A 22,346-nucleotide genomic window follows, 5' to 3' on the forward strand; every position below is an offset into this window, starting at 1 on the left:
GAGCGGGGACCGCCTCCTCAGGCCTCGATCAGCCGTTGACGGGCGACGTCCAGTTCACGGAGGCGGAGACGCACGATGCGTCCCTCCTCCGAGTCGGCCGACACCCGCTGGATGGCCCCCAGCAGCTCGGTCTTCTCACGATCGAGCGAACGCAGCACGAGGTTGTGAGCGAGATCGATCGTCGAGTTGACCGCGTGCGCGTCATCCCGGGCGGGGAACGGCGAGGTCAGGAGCTCGGCCGCCAGCGAGCGGTACGGTTCCCGCACGGCGGTCACGGCATCTGCGGACCACCCGGGCCGCGTGGTGTCTGCGCCCACCAGCGTCTGCCGGACGGCATCGAGCGCCGCCGTGCGGAAAGGCAGGGCCACCGCCTGCTCGAAGAGCGCGATGTCGAGGCGGTGCCCGAACTGCAGGAAGCCCATCAGGGCGTCCCGCTCGAGGGCTGCGTCCTTCGTGCGCGGGAGCGTTGCGATGGTGGTGCGCTCCAGGACGGGCGAGCCGTCGGCATCGGGCACGGCCTGCGCGGCCGGACCGTTCGCCGGCCGTCGCGACGTCGGATCCTGGCCCGCCGACGTGGACCGTGCAGCGCGCTCCACCGCGCGTTCGACCTCCGGCAGATCGAGTCCGAGACGTCGGGCGAGCACCCGCGTGTAGCCGGGCCGCAACGCGGGGTCGCGGATCTCGGCGACGATCGGGGCCGCGGCGCGCAGCCCGCCCGCTCTGCCTTCCACGCTCGCCAGGTCGAACGCGGCCAGACGCTGATCGATGACGAATTCGAACATGGGCGCCTTGGCGTCCATCAGCGCACGCACGGCTCCGTCGCCTCGCTGCAGCCGCAGATCGCAGGGATCGAGTCCCCCCGGAGCGACGGCGACGTATGTCTGTGCGGCGAATCGCTTCTCGTCGGCGAACGCGCGCAGCGCCGCCTTCTGACCAGCGGCGTCGGGATCGAAGGTGAAGATCACCTCTCCGGCGGTGGTGTCATCGCCCATCACCCGCCGGAGCACGCTGATGTGATCCGCACCGAACGCCGTACCGCAGGTGGCGACCGCCGTGGTGACTCCCGCCAGGTGGCAGGCCATGACATCCGTGTAGCCCTCCACGACCACGACGCGGTGTTCCCGGGAGACGTCGCGCTTGGCGAGATCGAGCCCGTAGAGCACCTGGGCCTTCTTGTAGATGATCGTCTCGGGGGTGTTCAGATACTTCGGCCCGTTGTCATCGTCGAACAGCCGCCGGGCGCCGAACCCGATGACCTGCCCTGTCACGTCACGGATCGGCCAGACCAGCCGGCCGCGAAAACGGTCGTAGACGCCGCGTTTCCCCTGCGAGACGAGCCCTGCCGAGATCAGCTCGTCCCTGGTGAACTTCTGCGCGATCAGGGCGTCGGCGAGCGACTGCCAGCCCTGCGGGGCGTACCCGACCCCGAAGTGGGCCGCGGCCCCCGCGTCGAAGCCACGTTCGCCGAGGAAGCGGCGTCCGAGGTCGGCGCCCGCGGTGCCGAGCTGCTCGCGGTAGAACTCGGCCGCGGCGGCGTTCGCGGCGTACAGTCGCGCGCGTCCCGCCGTCTCGGGGGCGGGACCACCGCCCTCTTCGTAGTGGAGAGAGAATCCGATCCGGCCGGCGAGCATCTCGACGGCCTCGGTGAACGTGACGTGATCGATCGCACGCAGGAACGAATAGACGTCGCCGGACTCGCCGCACCCGAAGCAGTGGTAGAAGCCGACCTGCGGACGCACGTTGAAACTCGGGCTGCGCTCGTCGTGGAAGGGACAGAGGCCCTTCAGCGAACCCACGCCCGCGGGCTTCAAAGCGACACGCTCGCCGATCACGTCGGCGATGTTGGTCCGCGACTTGACCTCGTCGACGTCCGCCTGGCGGATCCGTCCGGCCATCAGAACCCCTCGAGAGGCTGTGGGAGGGCGTAGGCGGACGGTGGGGTGGGACGGATGCCGGGAACCCAGACGCCGAGGGCAGCGACGTCGAGCTCCCCGACGAGGCGTCCGTGCCACGCGATCGCGAAGCGGTCGGTGAGGCTCGCGACCTGGTCGACCACCACCCGCTTGCGCGCGGCGTGGGTGTCGGCGAGGGCGAAGTCCTCGGCGTGGATGGCGTCGAGGTGCTCCGGAGACTCCCACAGGGCGGTCGCCAGCCGCTTCAGGACGTGGCGCTGCTCCTTGTAGAGCGCCTTCCGACCCTCGATGGAGACCACGAAGGCGCCGATGGTGCCCTTGAGCACGGCCATCTCCGCCTCGATGACCCGCGGCACGACGACCTGGCCGCTGTAGCGGGTCAACGACGGCGCGGCGTACGCCTCGCGAGTGGCGGCGGTGGCCGCCCGGGCGAAGCGTCCGATCAGGTCGGAGGTGAGGTTCTTCAGGCGGGCGAGTGCCGAGCGGGTCCCGTCGAACGACTCGATCCACTCGGGGAGCCGCATCAGGCGGTAGAGCGCGTCGGCGAGCTCGTCGCGCGTGAGGTCGTAGCCGACCCAGGTCTGCATCGCGCTGATCAGCGCTTCATGCTCGCGCGGATCGGAGAGGCGGCGCGGATCGAGGTAGCCGTTGACGATGGCGTCCTCGAAGTCGTGCACCGAGTAGGCGATGTCGTCCGAGAGATCCATCACCTCGGCCTCGATGCAGCGCACCCGGCCGGGTGCGCCTTCCCGCATCCACCGGAACACGTCCTCGTCCTCGGGGTAGACGCCGTACTTGAGGCGGCCCCCCGGGTCGGGTACCGGATGGGCTGCCGTCCACGGGTACTTGCACGTCGCGTCGAGGCTCGCGCGGGTCAGATTGAGGCCGTGGTTGCGTCCCTCGTCATCGATCACCTTCGACTCGAGGCGCGTCACGATGCGCAGGGTCTGAGCGTTCCCCTCGAAGCCGCCGATGTCTTCGGCCCAGCTGTTCAGCGCACGCTCGCCGTTGTGTCCGAACGGCGGATGGCCGAGGTCGTGACTGAGGCACGCGGTGTCGACGACGTCGGGCGACAGGAGCAGCTCGGTGGCCAGCTCCCGGCCCACCTGGGCAACCTCCAGGGAGTGCGTCAGACGGTTGCGCGCGAAGTCGGCAGGGCTGGCGGGGCTGAGCACCTGCGTCTTGGCCGCGAGTCGCCGGAGCGCCGCGGAGTGCAGCACCCGGGCGCGGTCGCGCGCGAACGCATCCCGACGCGAACGATGCGTCTCCGGCCAGAAGCGAGCGGCATCGGTGTCGGTGTAGCCGGTCGGGCGCCCTTGCGCGACGCCCACGGCGATCGTGCGCTCATCGGTCATGCTGATCACCCGCCACTGTGGTCGAGTTCCGCATCGGCGAGGGCGACGGATGCCTCGGCTCCGAGGTCGCGCGACGACAGCCAGCCGTCGGGCAGCGCGGGTCGCTTGGGGGTGCCCGCGCGTCCGCGCTGTCCCTCCGCGGCCGCGCCGGGGTACGGTGCGTCCTGGTCGAGCTGCGCGAGCAGGGCGTCGATCTCGCCGAGGGTGGACGCCGTGGCCAGAGCGGCGCGGAGGTCTCCCCCCACCGGATAGCCCTTGAAGTACCAGGCGACGTGCTTGCGGATGTCGCGGCATCCGCGGCCCTCGTCTTCGAAGAACTCCACGAGCAGCTCGGCGTGCCGGCGGAAGGCCGCGGCGACGAAGCCGAGTGTCGCGTCGACGGGTTCAGCGGTCGCGGCGCCCGGACCGCCCAGTGCGCGGGCGAGGTCGCCGAACAGCCAGGGTCGGCCGAGGCATCCGCGGCCCACGACCACGCCGTCACAGCCGGTCTCGGCCATCATGCGGACCGCATCGTCGGAACTCCAGATGTCGCCGTTGCCCAGGACGGGCACGCTCGTGACGGCCTCTTTGAGCGCGGTGATGGCCGACCAGTCCGCCTGCCCCGAATAGAACTCCGCGGCCGTCCGGGCGTGCAGCGCGATGGAGGCGACTCCGGCGTCTTCGGCGATGCGGCCGGCGTCGAGGTAGGTCAGGTGGTCGGAGTCGATGCCCTTGCGCATCTTGACGGTGAGGGGAACGTCACCCGCGGCCTGCACGGTACGCGTCACGATCTCGCGGAACAGGCCGAGCTTCCACGGCAGCGCCGAACCGCCGCCCTTCCGGGTGACCTTCGGCACGGGGCATCCGAAATTCAGATCGATGTGGTCGGCATGGTCTTCGGCCACGAGGATGCGGACAGCTTCGGCCATCGTCGCAGGATCGACGCCGTACAGCTGGATCGATCGCGGCGTCTCGGATTCGTGATGGCGGATGAGTCGCATGGTGGTGGCGTTGCGCTCGACGAGAGCGCGGGAGGTGATCATCTCGCTGACGTACAGCCCCGCGCCGTATTCGCGGCAGAGGCGCCGGAAAGCGGTGTTGGTGATGCCCGCCATGGGGGCCAGTACGACCGGTGCGTCGAGCGTGATCGGTCCGATCCGGAGTGGATCCGTCCGCGTCGGAGCCATCGGGTTCGCCACCGTCAGGCCGGGAGCGGGAGAAAGCACGGTGGTCACTCCCCCATTCTCCCAGACCCGCGCGGCGTCCGTCTCCGCGGTGCCGCGCCCGGTGGAGAGCGCCGCGCCCGCGCGGGCGTACCACTCATCGTCGTGTCGATGAGTCTGCTGACAGGCTGTCCGGCCCGATGCCCGACATCGTGCGCGCCGCCTACACTCGGCGTCATGGCCACTGTCGAAGACGCACCGCTCAGCAGCATCCCCTTCTCGACCTCCGACGGCAGGCAGGCCACGCTCGGCGATTACGCCGGCAAGGTCCTGCTCATCGTGAACGTGGCTTCGCGCTGCGGGCTCGCCCCGCAGTACGAACAGCTCGAGCAACTCAAGAAGACCTACGGCGACCGCGGATTCGAGGTGCTCGCGTTCCCGAGCAACCAGTTCCTGCAAGAGCTGTCGAAGATGGACGACATCCTCGAGTACTGCTCGATGACCTGGGGAGTCACGTTCCCCGTGATGGACAAGGTGCGCGTCAACGGGGGCAACGCGGCGCCGCTGTACAAAGAACTCAAGAAGGCCGAGGACGCCGCGGGCAAGTCCGGGCGGGTGACCTGGAACTTCGAGAAGTTCCTGGTGCTGCCGGACGGCGACGTGCATCGCTTCCGTCCGCAGACGAAGCCCGACGACCCCGCCATCGTCAGCCTGATCGAGGCGAATCTGCCGGGCTGACCGGCGCGCACCAGGACACGGTCGGGGAACCGGCGACAGTGACTCTAGGCGGGTACGTCGTCCGTGACGGCGGCGTCCCGGCGCTCCGACCACACCTGGCGGGCGATCTGACTGAACGCCTCCGCCGGCTGCGCGCCGCTGACACCGTACTTCCCGTCGATGACGAAGAACGGCACGCCGTTGATGCCGTACGCGGTCGCCTGCGCCTGGTCGGCACGCACATCGGCGAGGAACTGATCGCTTTCCAAAGCCTGCCGCGCCGCCTCCGGGTCGAGCCCTGCGTCGGCGGCGAGCGCCACCAGATCGTCGATGCGCCCCACGTGCCTGCCCTCGGTGAAGTACGCCGACATGAGTCGCTCGGCGAGCTCGCGCTGAGCGCCGTGGGCTTTGGCGAAGTGCAGCAGTTCATGCGCTTTCACCGTGTTCGTGTGCTTGAGGAGATCGAACCGGTACTCCAGCCCCGCTTCGGCGGCGACACCCGTGACCCGCTCGAGCATCTGACGCGCCTCGTCGGGCGTGATGCCCTTGTGCTCCGCGAGGTAGTCGTACTCTCCGCCGTCGAAATCCACCGGAGTGTCGGGGGACAGTTCGTACGAGTGGAACTCCACCTCCACGACCGGCGCGTCGTCATCGGCGGCCACGGCGGCGAGACCCGTCTCCAGGTTGCGCTTGCCGATGTAGCACCACGGGCACGCGATGTCGCTCCACACGTCGATCTTGATGGCGTCAGTCATGTCAGACGCAACGGAGAAGACGGGCACGGGTATTCCCGCGCAATGCTCAGACCGGCGGGTTCTCGTCCGGGAAGAACCGGAACCGCAGCCGCACGCTGTCATCGAAGGGGATCACGAGGGTCGAGGCATCCGCGGACCATCTGTCCGGGACGAGGTACAGCCGACCTCCGCCCTCCACGAGCAGGCGCAAGCCGTAGTACCGGTAGCGGTACGTCTGCGTCCCGCTCTCGGCGTCGACGGGGGCGGATGCCTCGTCCAGACTCTGCACGGTGATGTCGGCGTTGCCCGGCGCCAGACGCTCGCGGGTGTCGAGCACGACGGCGGGAAGGGAGGAGAGGTCGGCGGCCTGGCTGCGCGCCTCGCCCAGGCCCCATGACTGTGCCACCGTCGCAGTCGTCCAGAAAGCCCCGGCCGCCACGACCAGGACGAAGAGCACGACCACGCCGAGGCCGCCGCGCTCGGCTCGCGACGAACGGGACATGGCCGCCGCGTAGGCGCAGAAGCCCGCGCCCGCCGTGAGGAGCAACGGGGTGAGGAAGGAGGAGGCGTCCCACGATCGCAGCGCGCCGTACATACCGGCGAACACGAGCCCGGTGAAGAGGAGCACCGCGCCGACAGCGCCGAACACGACGGCCACGCTGCGCGCGCGCTCGCCGCTCGAGCTCGTCCACCGGCGGAGGACCCGGTGGCCGAGCACGAGCAGCGCGGAGAGCGAGAGCACGACGATCGCGGGCAGGAGCAGCGCGCCCGGGCTGCGCATGACGAATCCCTGGTTGCTCAGCCGCAGCAGATCGACGTCGATGCCGAAGTACGAGAAGTACGCCCGCGACGACACGTATCCGAAGTAGAAGAGCAGACCCGCGACCAGTGTCGCCGGGGCGACGAAGTTGCCGAGGAATCCCATCCACTTCTCGAATCCCGGACCGCCCGCTCCGGCTGGAGGTTCCGGGGCGCCCGGTGGTGGTGCCGACGATTCCGGAGCGCTCTGCGCCGCGGCGGGCGATCGCGCGGATGTGCGGTGACCGCGACCCCGGGGCATCCGTCACTCCCCCTCGTCCGGCGTGGACGCAGACGTGATGACGATCGGCGGCCCCGGATCGGCCGACCGCGCCTGGGCCGCGTCGCAGAACCTGGGCTCGCTGCATTCGAGAGTGCCGGTGAACGTCACCTCGGCCGAACCCGCGAACGCCGCCGTCTCCGTCAGAGGCAGGCTGCACGCCGTGAACGGGGTGTCGGCGGACATCGTGAATCCCAGGCAGGGCTGATCCGGCGCGATCGATCCGCATCCGGTGGTCCCGGCCGTGAGCGCATCGACGGGGACGGAGATCGTCCCGGTGAGGCGGAAGGTGACATCCTCCGGGGCGCCCGGGTCTCCCCAGAAGAGCCCCACCGTGGCGCACCACGCGCCCTCTCCCACCGGCTCTGGATCACCCTGCAGTCCGTACGGCGGACCGCCGTATTCCGCGATGGGTCCGGTGCGGCGGGTCGTCTGCGCGGGGTCTGCCGGGCCGTCCGCGATCGGCGTGGCGGGGGGATCCGCCTCCGCCGCCGGGGACTCTCCGGGGGCGGACGCGGTCGGCGACGGCGACGCGCTCGCGGCGGCGTCGACGGCATCCACGTCCCCGGCGGGCGCACAGCCGACCAGGAGCAGCGCGCAGGCCGTGACCACCGAGGACAAGAGCAAGCCTCTGCGTCGCCCACGCATGCGTCCCCCTCACCCGGGACCGCGCGCGTGTGCGGCACGGTGTCCGTCGGAGGGCAGGATACGCCCGGGCACCGGGACGGCGGAAGACCGGCCGTCCGCGGCCTCAGGACGTGGGCGTGTCGATCGCTCCGCCGAAGCGGCGATCCCGGTCGAGATAGAGCCCGATGGCCCGCCAGAGTTCCGCTCTCCCGAAGTCCGGCCACAGCGTGTCGAGGAACACGAACTCGGCGTAGGCGGACTCCCACAGCAGGAAGTTCGAGGATCGCTGCTCACCGCTCGAGCGCACGAACAGATCCACGTCAGGCATGTCGGGCTGGTAGAGCCGCTTCTGGATGAGCTTCTCCGTGACCGCCGAGGGCTTCAGGCGCCCCGCGGCGATGTCGTCGCCGATCGAGCGCATCGCGTCGACGAGTTCGACGCGACCGCCGTAGTTGACGCACATCGTGAGCGTGAGCACGTCGTTGCCGGCCGTCAGCTTTTCGGCGAACTGCAGTTCCTTGATCACCGAGCCCCAGAGCCGCGGCTTGCGACCCGCCCAGCGCACCCGCACACCCCATTCGTTCAGCTGATCGCGGCGGCGGTGCAGTACGTCGCGGTTGAACCCCATGAGGAAGCGCACTTCGTCGGGCGACCGCGACCAGTTCTCGGTCGAGAAGGCGTACACGGACAGGTGCGTCACGCCCGCCTGGATCGCGCCGGCGACCACGTCCAGGAGCGCGGCCTCCCCCGCCTTGTGTCCCTCCACACGGGTCAGACCGCGGCGGTTCGCCCAGCGTCCGTTGCCGTCCATCACGATCGCGACGTGCCGCGGCACCGAACCCCGGGGGAATGCCGGTGGCTGCTGACCGGTCCAGTCCACCGGCCGATAGGCGACGGCGTCCCGGTGCGTGAACGGCTTCGGGGTCACTGCGCGGCCTCGAGATGGGTGAACGAGCGGATGCCTCGTTCCAGATGCCACTGCGCGTACGCGGCGACGAGTCCCGACGCCGCGGCGGTGGCGGCCGGGGACGCGGCATCCACATCCGTCCACTCGCCGGAGATCAGCGCGGTCAGAAGGCCCGACGTCGCGATGTCGACCCGCACCGAGCCGACCGGCGCACAGTCGGGACAGACCATCCCGCCCAGCTGGGCCACGAATGCGCCGTGCGGGCCGGGCGCACCGCAGCGGGCGCATTCGGTCAGTCCGGGCGCCCACCCCGACAGGGCCATCGCGCGCAGCAGGTAGGAGTCGAGGATGCTTCGGGCAGCGTGCTCGCCGCGTGCCAGCGCGCGGAGCCCGCCGACGAGGAGAAGGTACTGCTGCGGGGTGGCCTCGGCCTCATTCAGGCGGTCGGCCGTTTCGACCATCGCGCTCGCGGACGTGTACCGGTCGTAGTGCACGACGATGTCGGCGCCGTACGAACCGAGGGACTCCGCCTGCTGCACGATGTCGAGGTTGCGGCCTTCGTAGAGCTGCACGTCGGCGACCATGAACGGCTCGAGGCGGGAGCCGAAGCGCGACGACGTTCGCCGAACACCCTTGGCCACCGCGCGGACCTTGCCGTGGCGGCGGCTGAGCAGGGTCAGGATGCGGTCTGCCTCGCCCAGCTTGTGGGTGCGCAGCACCACGACCTCGTCACGATAGGTGGGCACCCCTCCATTATCCCGCTGACCACCGACGCGCAGCCGGAAGCGGGGCGCGGGGCGGCCGTGTCGGAGCCTCCCGCCGAGCACCCGGGCCGGGATGATGGTGAGGTGAACGACCCGATCCTCGTCATCCCCCTGTGGGCTGACCTCACCGCCGTCGGACTCGGCGGCGTGCAGGGCGCCCTGTTCGCCTCCGGCTTCCGCGGCGAACGCCGCCTCGATCTGCTCGGCGTCGCCATCATCGGCGTGGTGATGGGCATGGGCGGCGGACTCATCCGCGACCTGCTGCTGAACGTGACCCCCACCACCCTGCAGAACAACTGGTACCTGCTCACCGCGAGCGGAGCGGCCCTGGTCGGCATGCTGTTGGCCAACGTGTTCCAGCGGCTCAACCGGGTCATCGTGGTGCTGGATGCGGTCGTGATCGGCATGTTCGGGGCCTTCGGCACCAGCAAGGCCATCACGCTGGGCATCCCTCTCGTGCCCGCCGTCTTCGTCGGCGTCTGCGCGGCGGTGGGCGGCGGCATCCTTCGCGACGTCATGATGGGGCTGCCCGTCGCCATCATGCACGTGGGTTCTCTCTACGCCGTCGCCGCGGCGGCCGGATGCCTCGTCCTGGCGACCTCGGCCGCCTTCGGGCTCCCCCTGGTCACGGCTGCGGTGATCGGGATCGTCGTGACGACCATCATCCGCATCCTCGCCGTCACGTTCGACCTGTCCCTCCCCGAGCAGCGCCTGCTGTACCGCCGCAAGGTCGCGGTCGAGACCTCCGCCATCCCGATCGTCCGGGGCTGATCGCCTTTCGGGCCGAAACACCCGTCCCACATCGGTTCCCCCGCGCACAGAGCGGGTCTCGACGCGGGACGGGGTCTCGCGCAGGTCAGACGGCGGCGAGCGAACCGGTGCGCTCGCGGGAGCGGATCGCGCGGTTCACACCGGACACGACCGCCTTGAGCGACGCCGTCGAGATGTCACCGTCGATACCGACGCCCCACAGGCGATCGCCGTCGACCTGCAGTTCGACGTAGGCCGCCGCCTGGGCGTCGCCGCCTGCGCTGAGCGTGTGCTCGACGTAGTCGTACAGCGAGATGTCGAAGCCGTGCTCCCGCACCACCTCGAGGAACGCCGCGATCGGCCCGTTGCCGCGACCGGTCGCATCCTGCACACCGTCGCCGTCACGCAGGCGCACATGCAATTCGACATCGCCGGTCATGTCGCTCGCCGTCCGCGTGCCGAGCAGCTCGAAGCGTCCCCAGCGATCGTCGGCGACGTCCGCCGGCAGGTACTCGTCGCGGAAGATCGACCAGATCTGGTCGCTCGTGACCTCGCCGCCCTCAGCGTCCGTCTTCGCCTGCACGACTCCCGAGAATTCGATCTGCAGGCGGCGCGGCAGGTCCAGCGCGTGGTCGCTCTTCAGCAGGTATGCGACGCCGCCCTTGCCGGACTGCGAGTTGACACGGATGACCGCTTCGTACGAGCGACCCAGGTCCTTCGGATCGATGGGCAGGTAGGGCACGCCCCACTCGATCTCGTCGATGCCGACGCCCTCCGCTGCGGCGCGGGCCTCCATCGCCTCGAAGCCCTTCTTGATCGCGTCCTGGTGCGAACCGCTGAACGCCGTGAACACGAGGTCGCCCGCCCACGGGCTGCGCTCGTGCACCGGCAGCTGGTTGCAGTACTCCGCCGTGCGCTTGACGTGGTCGATGTCGCTGAAGTCGATCTGCGGGTCGACGCCTTGGGTCAGCATGTTGACTCCGAGGGCGACGATGTCGACGTTGCCGGTGCGCTCGCCGTTACCGAACAGGCATCCCTCGATCCGGTCGGCGCCCGCCAGGTATCCCAGCTCGGCGGCGGCGATCGCCGTGCCACGGTCGTTGTGCGGGTGCAGGGAGATGATGACGTTCTCGCGATGGTTCAGGTGCCGGCCCATCCACTCGATCGAATCGGCGTAGACGTTGGGCGTGGACATCTCGACGGTGGCGGGCAGGTTGAGGATCACCTTGCGCTCGGGCGTCGGGACGAAGATCTCCATGACCGCGTTGCACACCTCGGCGGCGAAATCGAGTTCGGTGCCCGTGTAGCTCTCGGGAGAGTACTCGTAGAACACGGCGGTCTCGGGAACGGTCTGCTCGTACTCGACGCACCAGCGCGCACCCTGCTGGGCGATGTCGATGATGCCCTGCTTGTCGGTGCGGAAGACGACGTCGCGCTGCAGCACGCTCGTGGAGTTGTAGAGGTGCACGATCGCCTGCTTCGCACCCTTGATCGACTCGAAGGTGCGCTTGATCAACTCTTCGCGCGCCTGCGTGAGCACCTGGATCGTGACGTCGTCGGGGATGACGTCCTCTTCGATGAGATGGCGCACGAAGTCGAAATCGGTCTGGCTGGCCGAGGGGAATCCGACCTCGATCTCCTTGTAGCCCATCGACACGAGCAGGTCGAACATGATGCGTTTGCGCTCAGGGCTCATCGGGTCGATGAGCGCCTGATTGCCGTCGCGGAGGTCGACCGCGCACCAGCGCGGCGCCTGGGTGATGCGATTGTCGGGCCAGGTGCGGTCCGGCAGATCGACGCGGATCTGCTCGTGGAACGGCCGGTACTTGTGGATCGGCATGCCGGAGGGCTTCTGAGTGTTCTGCATGATGTCGCTTCTCTGGTCGTCGGTGGATTCACCGGTATAGGAGGCGGGCCAACACCGAGCTCCGCGACGAGGAGGGCCCTAGAACGAGGACTCGTCGCGGCAGCTAAGGAGAAGCTGGCCGAAGCGCATGCACAGATGCTATCAGGGGTGGAGGGCGATCTTTCCGCCCGGATGTCCCTCGGCGAGGAATCGCAGCGCCTCGGGGGCGTCGGCGAGGGGGTAGGTGCGCGCCATCGGAACCTCGATGCGCCCGTCGGCCGCGAGCTCGACGAGGCGTGGCCTCGCGGCATCGCGGAAGGCGGCGCTCTCGGGTTGAGCACCGGCGATCGCGGCGAACCCCGCCCGTTCCGCGCGATCGAACGCGGCGATCGTCACGATGCGTGCGCGATCGGCGACGAGTTCGAGGGAGACGTCGACCGCCTCGTCGGTGCCGACGGCGTCGAGGGCAGCGTCCACGCCCCCCGGGGCGAGATCGCGCACGCGGTCTGCGAGCCCCGGACCGTACTCCACCGGCACACCGCCGAACCGCTCGACGCGATCGAAGCTTCCACGGCCGGCCGTGCCGATCACGCGCGCGCCGATGACCCGAGCCTGCTGCAGCACACTCACCCCGACCGCGCCGGAGGCGCCGTGCAGGAGGACGGTGGCGCCGGCACGCACACCCGTGACATCGAGCATCTGCGCGGCGGTGGTGCCCGCCAGCAACAGGTTCGCCGCTTCGTCGTGGTTGAGCGCGCGCGGCTTCGCCAGCACCTTCGCTGCGGGAACGGTCAGTGCCGTCGCGTAGCCGCCGCTCACGCGGAAGGCGATCACCTCGTCGCCGACCGATGCCGCGCCGGTGACGATCTCCGTGCCCGACCCGATCGCCTCGATGACGCCGGACACCTCATAGCCGATGGCCGCGGGCAGGTCGACGCCCGGACGCCGGACCGCGACGTGCTTCGCGTCAGCCGGGTTGACGCCGACCGCACGCACCCGGATCGTGACCTCGCCGGGGCCGGGAGGGGCGAGGTCGATCTCGCGGAATTCCCATTCGTCGGGCCTGCCCCACTGCGTGGCGAACCATCCTCGTTCCATGAGTCCAGTCAACACCGTCGGCGGGTGTTGCCGCTGTCTCATGATGCGGCGCACGCACGCACTCAGAACCCTCCGTCGGACAGGCGTCCCGGCGTCCCTCCGGCCACGGCGCCTCGACGAACTGCGCTTCGCGGCGCATGCCGACGCGTTCGGCGAGCCGCGCGTCGTGCTCCACCGCCATGACGTTCAGAAGCCGAGGCGACCGAGTTGCTTGGGATCCCGCTGCCATTCCTTCGCCACCCGGACGTGGAGTGAGAGGAAGACCCTGCCACCGACGAGCGGCTCGATCTGTGCGCGTGCTCGCGCTCCGACATCGGCCAGGCGCGAACCGCGGTGACCGATGATGATCGCCTTCTGGCTGTCGCGCTCGACGACGACGTTCGCGAAGATGTCCGTCAGGTCGGAGTTCTCCCGTGGGGCCATGTCTTCGATCGTCACCGCGATCGAGTGCGGCAACTCATCGCGGACGCCTTCCAGCGCCGCCTCCCGGATGATCTCGGCGACGCGGTCCTCGATCGACTCGTCGGTGACGACATCTTCGGGGTAGAGCGCAGGACCGAACGGCATGAGCGTCAGGACCTCGTCGGTGAGCACGTCCAGCTGCTCCCGGGTCAGTGCCGACAGGGGGATGACGGCCGCCCAGTCCTCGCGGAGGGCATCGACCTCGAGGAGTCGCTCGGTGATCTGGTCGCGGGCGGCGGCATCCGTCTTGGTCACGATCGCGATCTTCTTCGCCCGCGGATACCCGTCGAGGGACTGCGCGATGCGTCGATCGCCCGGGCCGACCTTCTCGGTCGCGGGCACGCAGAATCCGATCACGTCGACGTCGCCGAGCACCTGCTCGACCAGGCTGTTCAGGCGCTCGCCGAGCAGCGTGCGCGGCTTGTGGATGCCGGGGGTGTCGACGATGACGAGCTGGCCGGCCGGGCGGTTGAGGATGCCGCGGATCGCGCGTCGCGTCGTCTGGGGCTTGTCGCTCGTGATCGCGACCTTCTCACCCACGAGCGCGTTCGTGAGCGTCGATTTGCCGACGTTGGGGCGCCCGACGAACGTCACGAATCCGGAGCGGATCTCTTCAGACATGTGTTTCGCCCTTCTCTGCCGCGGCCTTGTTCCTCGCCGTGGACTTCTTGCTCTTCGACCCGGCGCTCTTCGATCCGGAGCTCTTGGCCGCCGCCGTCACGATGGGCCCGGTTCCCGTGCTCTGCGCGGCCGCGGCATCCTTCTCGCGCCTCGACGGGCGTCGGGACTGCTCCTTGTCCACGTCGCGGTCGAAAGCGGCTTCCGCAGCCTCCAAGGACTCGGCACGTTCGACGAAGACGGTGGCGATCCCCCGGCGGCGGCCGTGCGAGACACCACCGGTCATGATCAGACCGGCGTACTCGGCGGTGGCGCCGGGCTGCGGGATGCGCCCGAGCGCCTTGCCGAGCAGACCGCCGATCGAATCGACGTCGTCGTCGTCGAGGTCGATGCCGAACAGGTCGCCCACCTCATCGAGGGCCAGACGCGCGCTCACGCGGTAACGGCCGTGGTCGAGTTCGACGACCTCATCGGCACGGGGATCGTACTCGTCGGCGATCTCGCCCACGAGCTCCTCGATGATGTCCTCGAGAGTGACGATGCCCGACACTCCGCCGTACTCGTCGATCACCAGGCACACGTGCACGGCGTCGCGCTTCATCTGCTGGAGGAGCGTCTCGGCGCGCATCGACTCGGGCACGAAGACCGCCCGACGGGCGATCCGCGTGATCGGCGCGTCGCGCCAGCCGGCCTCGTCGCGGAACCCGAACTGCACGAGGTCCTTGAGGTACAGCATCCCCACGACGTCATCGGCCTCGTCGTCGACGATGGGGATGCGGGAGATGCCCTTCTCGAGGAAGATCGACATGGCCTCACGGGTCGAGGCCGCGGCATCCACCGTCACCATGTCGGTGCGCGGCACCATGACGGCACGCACGTAGGTGTCGGTGAAGTCGAAGACGGAGTGGATCAGCTCGCGATCGTCCTCCTCGATCAGGTCCTGCTCTGCGGCCTCGTCGACCATGCTGAGCAACTGCTCCTCGGAGGCGAACGAGGTGCTGCGCGACACGCCCGGGGTGAGCCGGTTGCCGAGCGCGACGAGCGCGTGGGCGAGAGGGCCGAGCAGGATGCGGACGAATCGGATGACCGGCGCCGCGCTGCGCAGCAGCCCCTTCGCATGCTGCCGACCCACGCTGCGCGGACTCGCGCCCACGAGCACGAAGGAGATCAGTGTCATCAGGATCGCGGCGGCCAGCATGGCCCACCAGATGTTGTCGAACAGGACGGTGAACGCCACGGTGACCAGGACCGCCGCCGCCGTCTCGGTCAGGATGCGGATGAAGACGACCGCGTTGGCGTGCGCGTCGGGGTCGGCCGCGATGCGCCGCAGGTACGCGCGATTGCGCCCCTCAGTGCTGAGCTCGGCGAGATCGGCGCGCGAGGTGACACCGAGTGCCGAATCGACCGCGGCCATCAGGCCGCCGAAGGCGACGAGCGCGACAGCGCCGAGGAGGAGGAAGAAGGGCGTCATGCGCGACGGCGGCGGCGCTCGGCGAGCTCGAAGCTCACGATCAGATCGCGCTGCAGACCGAACATCTCGCGTTCCTCCGCGGGCTCCGCATGGTCGAACCCGAGCAGGTGCAGGAGACCATGCGTGGTGAGCATGACGAGCTCGTCGATCGTGGAGTGCTTCGCCGTGACGGCCTGAGCCTCGGCCACTTGGGGGCACAGCACGATGTCGCCGAGCAGACCGGCCGGCGTGGGCGCGTCCTCCGTGCCCGGACGCAGCTCATCCATCGGGAAGCTCAGCACGTCGGTCGGACCGGGCTCGTCCATCCACTGCACGTGGAGAGCCTCCATCGCGCCCTCGTCCACGAGGACGATCGCGACATCCGCATCGGGGCTGACGTGCAGTTCGGCGAGGTTGTGCTCCGTCAGACGCAGCAGCACGGTTTCGTCGATCGCGATGGCGGATTCGTTGTTGATCTCGATGGTCACGAGCGGCCCCGCTTCGGCGTGTGGTCGCGCGGCCCGCCCGTGCGGGTGGATCCTCGTCGCTCGGCACGATTGGCGAAGTCGGATGCCTCGTTGCCTTCGCGACGCGCGGCGAGGCGCTTCTCGTCGTACTCGGTGTAGGCGTCGACGATGCGACCCACCAGCGTGTGCCGCACCACGTCATCGCTCGTGAGATACGCGAAGTGGATGTCGTCCACGTCGGACAGCACGCGGGTGACGAGGCGCAGCCCGGAGGTGCCCTGGGGCAGGTCCACCTGAGTGATGTCGCCGGTGACGACCATGCGCGTGCCGAATCCGAGTCGCGTCAGGAACATCTTCATCTGCTCGGGCGTCGTGTTCTGCGCCTCGTCGAGGACCACGAACGAGTCGTTCAGGGTGCGGCCGCGCATATAGGCGAGGGGTGCCACCTCGATCGTGCCGCTGGCCATCAGCTTGGGGACGATCTCCGGGTCGATCATCTCGTTGAGGGCGTCGTACAGCGGTCGCAGATACGGGTCGATCTTGTCCGTCAGGGTGCCCGGAAGGAAGCCGAGGCGCTCCCCCGCTTCGACGGCGGGTCGGGTGAGGATGATGCGGCTGACCTCCTTGCGCTGGAGGGCCTGCACGGCCTTGGCCATGGCGAGGTAGGTCTTGCCGGTGCCGGCCGGACCGATGCCGAAGACGATCGTCGCCTCGTCGATCGCATCGACGTACGCCTTCTGCCCGAGCGTCTTGGGGCGGATGATCTTCCCGCGCGACGAGAGGATCGCCTCTCCCATGACCTCGGACGGCCGCTGAACGCCGTCACCCTGCAGGATGCGGCTGGACGTGCTCACGTCGGCGGGTGCGAGCGCATGGCCCGAACGGGTCATCTCCACGAGCTCGTCGACGAGGGACCTGGCGGCCGCGACGGCCGCCGCGGGGCCGGTGAGGGTGATCTCGTTGCCGCGGACGTGCACGTCGACATCAGGATGCTCTCCCTCGACCACCCTCAGCAAGCGGTCCTGCGGGCCGAGGAGCTGCACCATGGCGACACCGTCGACCAGGACGGTGTCGACCGACTGGTCGGGGGATTCGGACGACTCAGGCACGGATACTCTCTTCACTCAGTCCACCGGCGAGCACGTGCGCGTGCACGTGGAACACCGTTTGGCCGGCAGCGGCGCCGGTGTTGAACACAAGGCGGAACTCGCCCTTCGCGTGCTCCCGCGCGAGGTCGCCCGCCACGGCGATCACCTCGGCGAGGAGAGCCGGATCGCCCGCCGCCAGCTCGACGACGTCGCGGTACTCCGATGTCTTCGGGATCACCAGCAGATGCACGGGAGCCTGGGGGGCGATATCGCGGATCGCGAACACATTGTCGGTCTCCGCGATGATCTCGGACGGGATCTCACCACCGAGGATGCGGGTGAAGATCGTCGGCTCGCTCATGGGGCCAGTCTACCGAGCCGTCGAAAGCCCGGCTGGCTCCGGTCGTCCGGACCGATCTCACCAGCGGCGGATCGCGGCGCTCACGACGACGATCGCCGCGGGGCCCGCCGTCGAGGTGCGCAGCACCGCATCGCCGATGCGCACGCCGCGGGCGCCGGCGGTCTCGAGCGCGGAGAGCTCCTCCGGAGCGATTCCGCCCTCGGGCCCGACGACGAGGACGATGTCGCGCTCGTCCGCGCCGTCGAAGTCCATCGAAGTGAGGGCGCGGGAGGCCGTGGGCTCCAGCACGAGGACTCGCGCCGTCTCGGCGCGGGCCACGAGCTGCTTCGTGGTCGAAAGCGGCGCGACCTCGGGCACCCACGCGCGATGCGCCTGCTTGGCCGCCTCGCGCACGATGCTCGCCCATCGCACCCGACCCTTCTCGGCCTTTCCCACCTCCCACCGCGCGACGCTGCGCGCGGCCTGCCACGGGACGATCTCGTCGACACCGAGCTCGGTGGCGGCCTGGACGGCAAGCTCGTCGCGGTCGCCCTTCGCCAGCGCCTGCACGAGCACGATGCGCGGCGCGGAGGGCGAGGCATCCGTCCGCTCCGCGATGCGGACGATGACCTCGCGCGGTGAGACCGACTCGCATGCGCCGGTCAGCCACGCACCCCGACCGTCGCCGACGGTCACCTCCTCGCCGACGCGCACCCGACGCACAGCGGCGGCATGGTGCGCCTCGGCACCCGTCAGCGCGACGACATCGCCGGGGCGGGCCGTCGTGACCGTGTCGAGGAGGAAGTGCAGAACCATGCGGTCAGCCGCGGAAGCGATCGCGCAGCTTGGCGAACAGCCCCTGGTGGAACTCCGACAGGTGCGGCGCCGGGGCCTTGAGCTTCTTCGCGAAGTCCTCGATCATCGCGCGCTGCCTCGCGTCGAGGCGCGACGGCGTCACCACGTGCACGCCGACCTTGAGGTCGCCCCGCTGGCTTCCTCGCAGCGGAGTGATGCCGCGGCCCTTGATCGTGAGCACGTCGCCGCCCTGAACCCCCGCGCGCAGCTCGAGCTCGACGGGGCCGTCCAGCGACTCGATCGTCGTGGTCGTGCCGAGGATGGCATCGGGCATCGACACCTCGAGCGTGGCGAGCAGGTCGTCGCCGTCTCGGCTGAAGACCTCGTGCGGCGTGACCGTCACCTCGAGGTAGAGGTCGCCGTTGGGCCCCCCGGCCGGCCCGACCTCACCCGATCCGGGCAGTTGCAGGCGCAGGCCGGTCTCGACGCCCGCCGGGATGTCGATCGACACGGTACGGCGCGAGCGCACGCGACCCTGCCCCTGGCAGGTGGCGCACGGATACGGGATCGTCGTGCCGTATCCCTGGCACGAACCGCAGGGCTGGCTGGTGACGACGTTGCCGAGCAGGCTTCGGACGGTGCGCTGCACCTGACCCGCACCGTGGCAGATGTCGCATGTGACGGGCGAGGTTCCCGGCTGGCAGCACGACCCCTGGCACGTCTCGCAGAGCACGGCGGTGTCGACATCGATGTCGCGGTGGACGCCGAAGACGATGTCCTCCAGGCCCAGGGTGACGCGGACGAGGGCGTCCTGACCTCGCTCGCGCCGCGAGCGAGGTCGCCCGGAGCGCTGACCCCCGGCCGCGCCGAAGAAGGTCTCGAAGATGTCGCCGAAGCCGCCGAACCCGCCCGCCGCGCCCCCACCTCCGCCGAACGGCGACGAGTCGCCGCCCATGTCGTAGCGACGACGCTGCTCGGGGTCGTTGAGCACGTCGTAGGCGTGGGTCACGAGTTTGAACCGCTCGGATGCCTCGGGGCTCGGGTTCACGTCGGGGTGGAGCTCGCGCGCCAGCCGGCGGTACGCCTTCTTGATCTCCTCGGGGGTCGCCTCGCGCGAGACACCGAGGACTTCGTAGTGGTCAGCCACAATCGCCTTCCTGCCCGCGCAGGACGCGGGGATCGTTCGTCACGGATGCTGCTCAGCGAGCGTTGTCGTCGTCTTCGAGCATCCGGGTGAGATAGCCGGCGACGGCTCGTACCGCCGCAAGATTGGTCGGGTAGTCCATGCGCGTGGGACCCATGAGTCCGACGCGTGCGTTTCCTCGGGCGGAGTCGTAGCCGCTGGCGAGCACGGAAGCCTCGGAGAGCCCGAAGGACTCGTTCTCGCGCCCGATGCTGGCCGCGAGGCCGTGCTCGTCCGCGGTCATCTCCGCCATCAGGCGCAACAGCGTGACCTGCTCCTCGATCGCCTCCAGCAGCGGGTAGATGCTGCCGCGGAAATCGGACTCGCGCCGCGCCAGATTCGCCGCACCGGCCATGACGAGGCGATCCTGACGGAACTCGTCGAGCTCCTCGGCCACGACGGCCGCGATCACCCGGGCCGCCGAGTCGGTCGCGAGGGGCCCCAGCGTCTCTTCGGCCAGCATCTCCCCCACGCGGTGCGCGGCGTCGCGTACGGATCGTCCGACGACGAGGTCGGCGATGCCGCGGCGCAGCCGCGCGATGTCGGCCTCGTCGAACTCCTCCCGCACGAACGCGAGTCGCTGCGACACCCGTCCGGTGTCGGTCACGACGATCACGAGCATGCGCCCGGCGCCGAGTGCGACGAGCTCCACATGGGAGACACTCGCCCGCGCGAAGGAGGGATACTGCACGATGGCGACCTGACCGGTGAGCTGCGTCAGGGCGCGCACGGTACGCGACAACAGGTCGTCCAGGTCGGTCGGACCCTCGAGGAACGAGGCGATCGCCGCGCGCTGCGCCGGGGTGAGCGGACGGAGCTCGGCGAGATGATCGACGAAGACGCGATAGCCCTTGTCGGTGGGTACGCGTCCCGACGAGGTGTGCGGAGCGGTGATCAGCTCTTCGTCCTCGAGCAGCGCCATGTCGTTGCGGATCGTCGCGGCGGAGACGCCGAACGAATGCCGGTCGACGATGGCCTTGCTGCCGACGGGCTCATGGGTGTCGACGTAGTCCTGCACGATCGCCCGGAGGACCTGCAGTCCGCGCTCACTGACCATGTCATCCCCTCCCGCCTGGCACTCGCATGTCTGGAGTGCCAATTCTATCGGATCGCCCGGGCAACGGATGGGAGGCGCGTCAGTCCGTCAGCGCCCGCACCACGGCGTCGGCGAGGAGCCGCCCGCGGAGGGTGAGGACGATGCGTCCGTGCACGGCGTCGGCGCCGTCGATGAGTCCATCCGCGATGAGCGCGGCCACGGCATGACGCCCCTCGCCGAGCAGATCCGCGATCGGCAGCCCCTCGCGGATGCGGGAGCGCAGCAGGACGTCCTCGAGCGACCGGGCGGCGGCATCCGGCTGCTCCCTCCCCGCGGCGGGCGATTCGCCTGCCGCCAGCCGCTGCGCGTACGCCGCGGGATGCTTGACGTTCCAGAAGCGCGTACCGGCGATATGGCTGTGCGCGCCGGGACCGAATCCCCACCAGTCCGCACCCCGCCAGTAGGCGAGATTGTGGCGCGACCGGTGGCGCTCGCCCGTCGACCAGTTCGACACTTCGTACCAGTCGTAGCCCGCCGCCCCCAGCAGCTCGTCGGCGAGCTCGTACATGTCGGCCTGCAGGTCGTCGTCGGGTGCGGGCACCTCTCCGCGTCGGATCTGGCGGGCGAGCTTGGTGCCGTCCTCGATGATGAGGGCGTAGGCCGAGATGTGATCGGGTTCGTGCGCGAGGGCCGTCTCGAGCGAGTGGCGCCAGTCGGCGAGGCTCTCGCCGGGTGCGCCGTAGATGAGGTCGAGGCTGACGTCGAGGCCGGCGGTGCGGGCGAACTGGACCGCTGTCGTCACGTTGTCGGGATCGTGGGTGCGGTCGAGGGCCGCCAGCACGTGCGGCACCGAGGACTGCATCCCGATGGACATGCGCGTCACGCCGGCGGCCGCGAGATCGGATGCCACGCCCGGAGTGACCGTGTCGGGATTGGCCTCGACCGTCACCTCGGCACCGGCGACGAGCCCGAACCGATCGCGGACCGCCTCGAGCATGCGCGCGAGGTCGCCCGCCGGCAGCAGCGTCGGCGTCCCGCCCCCGAAGAACACCGTCGTGGCGGGCCGCAGCCCCCCGGCCTCGACCAGCACCTCTGCGGCCAGGTCGACCTCGCGAAGGACGACGTCGGCGTACTCGTCCTGGCGTGCACCCTGCAGTTCGGTCGAGGTGTAGGTGTTGAAGTCGCAGTAGCCGCAGCGGACGCGACAGAACGGCACGTGCAGGTAGACGCCGAAGTCGGTGTCTGCATCGATGCGCGTGCCGGACGGCAGCCGGCCGTCGGCGGGTGCGGGATCGCCGAGCGGAAGAGCGGAGCCCATCAGCCGGGCGTCGTGTACAGCGGGGAGATCGCCCGGAGGTAGCGGGTGAACAGGGCCTTGCGCCGCCGCCGCGTGAGAGCGGGGAACAGCTTGTAGGCCAGCGCGATCGGCGCGTCGAAAGCCCGCACGGTGAACCACACCTCGTCGTTGCCGCGCCACTCGATCATGAACGACTCCTCGCCGCTGACCACCGAGCTGCCCACGGTGCCGAGGGCGAATCCGACTCTGCGCGGTTCCTCCACGGCGAAGATCACCCGCAGCTCGGCGTCGACGCGCTGACCGCCGATGCGCCCGCGGAGGTGCACGGTCGAACCCGCACCGACGTAAGGTGTGCCGTCGGCGTCGAAGCGCTGCTCGACCTCGAGGCGACTGGGAGCGGTCGGATTGCCCTCGTCGTCGAAACTGACACCCGAGTACATCGGACCGGCGGCGGGCCGCACGTCCTTCAGCTCGAGACCGCCACCGCGTTGCGCATCCCACGACAGCAGCGCCTCGCTGGCGGTGGTGAACCGCTGCTCACCACTGCCGATCCGCCACGACTCCTCCGCGGGGAGGCTGCGCTCGGGCGGGTACTGCATGAGGTCGGGGGCCTGCGTCGCCCCGACCGCGGCGTAATCGACGGTCTCGTCTCGAAAGGTCCCACGGCGCATCGGCGAAG

General features: G+C 69.7%; 22 protein-coding genes. 2 read left to right on the forward strand and 20 right to left on the reverse strand.

Annotation, left to right across the window (positions count from 1 at the left end; translation table 11 throughout):
- Positions 1–17: 17 nt before the first annotated feature.
- The 3 genes from dnaG to dusB are packed head-to-tail and all read right to left on the reverse strand — an operon-like array spanning position 18 to position 4,434.
- The gene (gene dnaG, locus ACFM35_RS06170) at positions 18–1,895 is read right to left on the reverse strand and encodes a DNA primase (protein ID WP_378839721.1); all 1,878 of its coding nucleotides are present in this window, start codon (positions 1,893–1,895) and stop codon (positions 18–20) included.
- The gene (locus ACFM35_RS06175; protein ID WP_378839723.1) at positions 1,895–3,268 is read right to left on the reverse strand and encodes a deoxyguanosinetriphosphate triphosphohydrolase; all 1,374 of its coding nucleotides are present in this window, start codon (positions 3,266–3,268) and stop codon (positions 1,895–1,897) included. Before ACFM35_RS06175 ends, dnaG begins: the two co-directional genes overlap by 1 nt.
- A 5-nt stretch (positions 3,269–3,273) precedes the next feature.
- Positions 3,274–4,434 (reverse strand): tRNA dihydrouridine synthase DusB, encoded by a 1,161-nt coding sequence (dusB, locus tag ACFM35_RS06180; protein WP_378839861.1) that lies wholly within the window; start codon positions 4,432–4,434, stop codon positions 3,274–3,276.
- A gap of 213 nt (positions 4,435–4,647) precedes the next feature.
- Here dusB and ACFM35_RS06185 point away from each other — a divergent pair, with 213 nt between their 5' ends.
- Positions 4,648–5,148 (forward strand): glutathione peroxidase, encoded by a 501-nt coding sequence (locus ACFM35_RS06185; RefSeq protein WP_378839726.1) that lies wholly within the window; start codon positions 4,648–4,650, stop codon positions 5,146–5,148.
- 44 nt (positions 5,149–5,192) lie between these two features.
- On the opposite strand, the gene ACFM35_RS06190 is transcribed toward ACFM35_RS06185, so the two are convergent.
- From ACFM35_RS06190 to recO, 5 genes are all read right to left on the reverse strand, one after another.
- Entirely contained in the window at positions 5,193–5,882 is a 690-nt protein-coding gene (locus ACFM35_RS06190) for a DsbA family oxidoreductase (RefSeq protein WP_378839729.1), read from the reverse strand.
- A 46-nt stretch (positions 5,883–5,928) separates the two neighbouring features.
- Positions 5,929–6,786 carry a hypothetical protein gene (locus ACFM35_RS06195; RefSeq protein ID WP_378839731.1) on the reverse strand — a complete coding sequence of 286 codons (858 nt, stop codon included), beginning with the start codon at positions 6,784–6,786 and terminating at the stop codon, positions 5,929–5,931.
- Positions 6,787–6,924: 138 nt separating this feature from the next.
- On the reverse strand, positions 6,925–7,560 hold the full coding sequence (locus ACFM35_RS06200; RefSeq protein WP_378839733.1) for a hypothetical protein: 636 nt from the start codon (positions 7,558–7,560) through the stop codon (positions 6,925–6,927).
- A 130-nt stretch (positions 7,561–7,690) separates the two neighbouring features.
- Entirely contained in the window at positions 7,691–8,494 is an 804-nt protein-coding gene (locus ACFM35_RS06205) for an isoprenyl transferase (protein WP_378839736.1), read from the reverse strand.
- Positions 8,491–9,219, reverse strand: a complete 729-nt coding sequence (gene recO, locus ACFM35_RS06210; protein WP_378839738.1) for a DNA repair protein RecO — start codon at positions 9,217–9,219, stop codon at positions 8,491–8,493. Before recO ends, ACFM35_RS06205 begins: the two co-directional genes overlap by 4 nt.
- Positions 9,220–9,321: 102 nt before the next feature.
- On the opposite strand from recO, the gene ACFM35_RS06215 reads away from it, so the two are divergent.
- A complete protein-coding gene (locus ACFM35_RS06215; protein WP_378839741.1) occupies positions 9,322–10,008 on the forward strand; it encodes a trimeric intracellular cation channel family protein in 687 nt (228 codons plus the stop codon).
- An 85-nt stretch (positions 10,009–10,093) separates the two neighbouring features.
- Here the strand turns inward: ACFM35_RS06215 and leuA are convergent, their stop codons facing one another.
- From leuA to ACFM35_RS06275, 12 genes are all read right to left on the reverse strand, one after another.
- A complete protein-coding gene (gene leuA, locus ACFM35_RS06220; RefSeq protein WP_378839743.1) occupies positions 10,094–11,854 on the reverse strand; it encodes a 2-isopropylmalate synthase in 1,761 nt (586 codons plus the stop codon).
- A gap of 141 nt (positions 11,855–11,995) precedes the next feature.
- The gene (locus ACFM35_RS06225; protein ID WP_378839746.1) at positions 11,996–12,931 is read right to left on the reverse strand and encodes a quinone oxidoreductase family protein; all 936 of its coding nucleotides are present in this window, start codon (positions 12,929–12,931) and stop codon (positions 11,996–11,998) included.
- 186 nt (positions 12,932–13,117) lie between these two features.
- A complete protein-coding gene (era, locus tag ACFM35_RS06230; RefSeq protein WP_378839748.1) occupies positions 13,118–14,014 on the reverse strand; it encodes a GTPase Era in 897 nt (298 codons plus the stop codon).
- Positions 14,007–15,482 carry a hemolysin family protein gene (locus tag ACFM35_RS06235; protein WP_378839750.1) on the reverse strand — a complete coding sequence of 492 codons (1,476 nt, stop codon included), beginning with the start codon at positions 15,480–15,482 and terminating at the stop codon, positions 14,007–14,009. Before ACFM35_RS06235 ends, era begins: the two co-directional genes overlap by 8 nt.
- Positions 15,479–15,949, reverse strand: a complete 471-nt coding sequence (ybeY, locus tag ACFM35_RS06240) for an rRNA maturation RNase YbeY (protein ID WP_378839753.1) — start codon at positions 15,947–15,949, stop codon at positions 15,479–15,481. Before ybeY ends, ACFM35_RS06235 begins: the two co-directional genes overlap by 4 nt.
- On the reverse strand, positions 15,946–16,974 hold the full coding sequence (locus ACFM35_RS06245; protein WP_378839864.1) for a PhoH family protein: 1,029 nt from the start codon (positions 16,972–16,974) through the stop codon (positions 15,946–15,948). Before ACFM35_RS06245 ends, ybeY begins: the two co-directional genes overlap by 4 nt.
- Before the next feature lie 55 nt (positions 16,975–17,029).
- On the reverse strand, positions 17,030–17,377 hold the full coding sequence (locus ACFM35_RS06250) for an HIT domain-containing protein (RefSeq protein ID WP_378839755.1): 348 nt from the start codon (positions 17,375–17,377) through the stop codon (positions 17,030–17,032).
- 57 nt (positions 17,378–17,434) lie between these two features.
- Entirely contained in the window at positions 17,435–18,172 is a 738-nt protein-coding gene (locus ACFM35_RS06255; RefSeq protein ID WP_378839758.1) for a 16S rRNA (uracil(1498)-N(3))-methyltransferase, read from the reverse strand.
- 4 nt (positions 18,173–18,176) lie between these two features.
- Positions 18,177–19,298, reverse strand: coding sequence for a molecular chaperone DnaJ (gene dnaJ / locus ACFM35_RS06260; RefSeq protein ID WP_378839760.1), 1,122 nt, complete (start codon positions 19,296–19,298; stop codon positions 18,177–18,179).
- A gap of 52 nt (positions 19,299–19,350) precedes the next feature.
- Positions 19,351–20,391 (reverse strand): heat-inducible transcriptional repressor HrcA, encoded by a 1,041-nt coding sequence (hrcA, locus tag ACFM35_RS06265; RefSeq protein WP_378839763.1) that lies wholly within the window; start codon positions 20,389–20,391, stop codon positions 19,351–19,353.
- A gap of 79 nt (positions 20,392–20,470) precedes the next feature.
- A complete protein-coding gene (gene hemW, locus ACFM35_RS06270) occupies positions 20,471–21,688 on the reverse strand; it encodes a radical SAM family heme chaperone HemW (RefSeq protein WP_378839765.1) in 1,218 nt (405 codons plus the stop codon).
- Entirely contained in the window at positions 21,688–22,338 is a 651-nt protein-coding gene (locus ACFM35_RS06275) for a DUF1990 domain-containing protein (RefSeq protein ID WP_378839768.1), read from the reverse strand. The genes hemW and ACFM35_RS06275 overlap by 1 nt, the downstream gene beginning before the upstream one ends.
- Between the last annotated feature and the right edge of the window lie 8 nt (positions 22,339–22,346).

Source organism: Microbacterium songi, assembly GCF_042747925.1.
Lineage (GTDB): Bacteria > Actinomycetota > Actinomycetes > Actinomycetales > Microbacteriaceae > Microbacterium.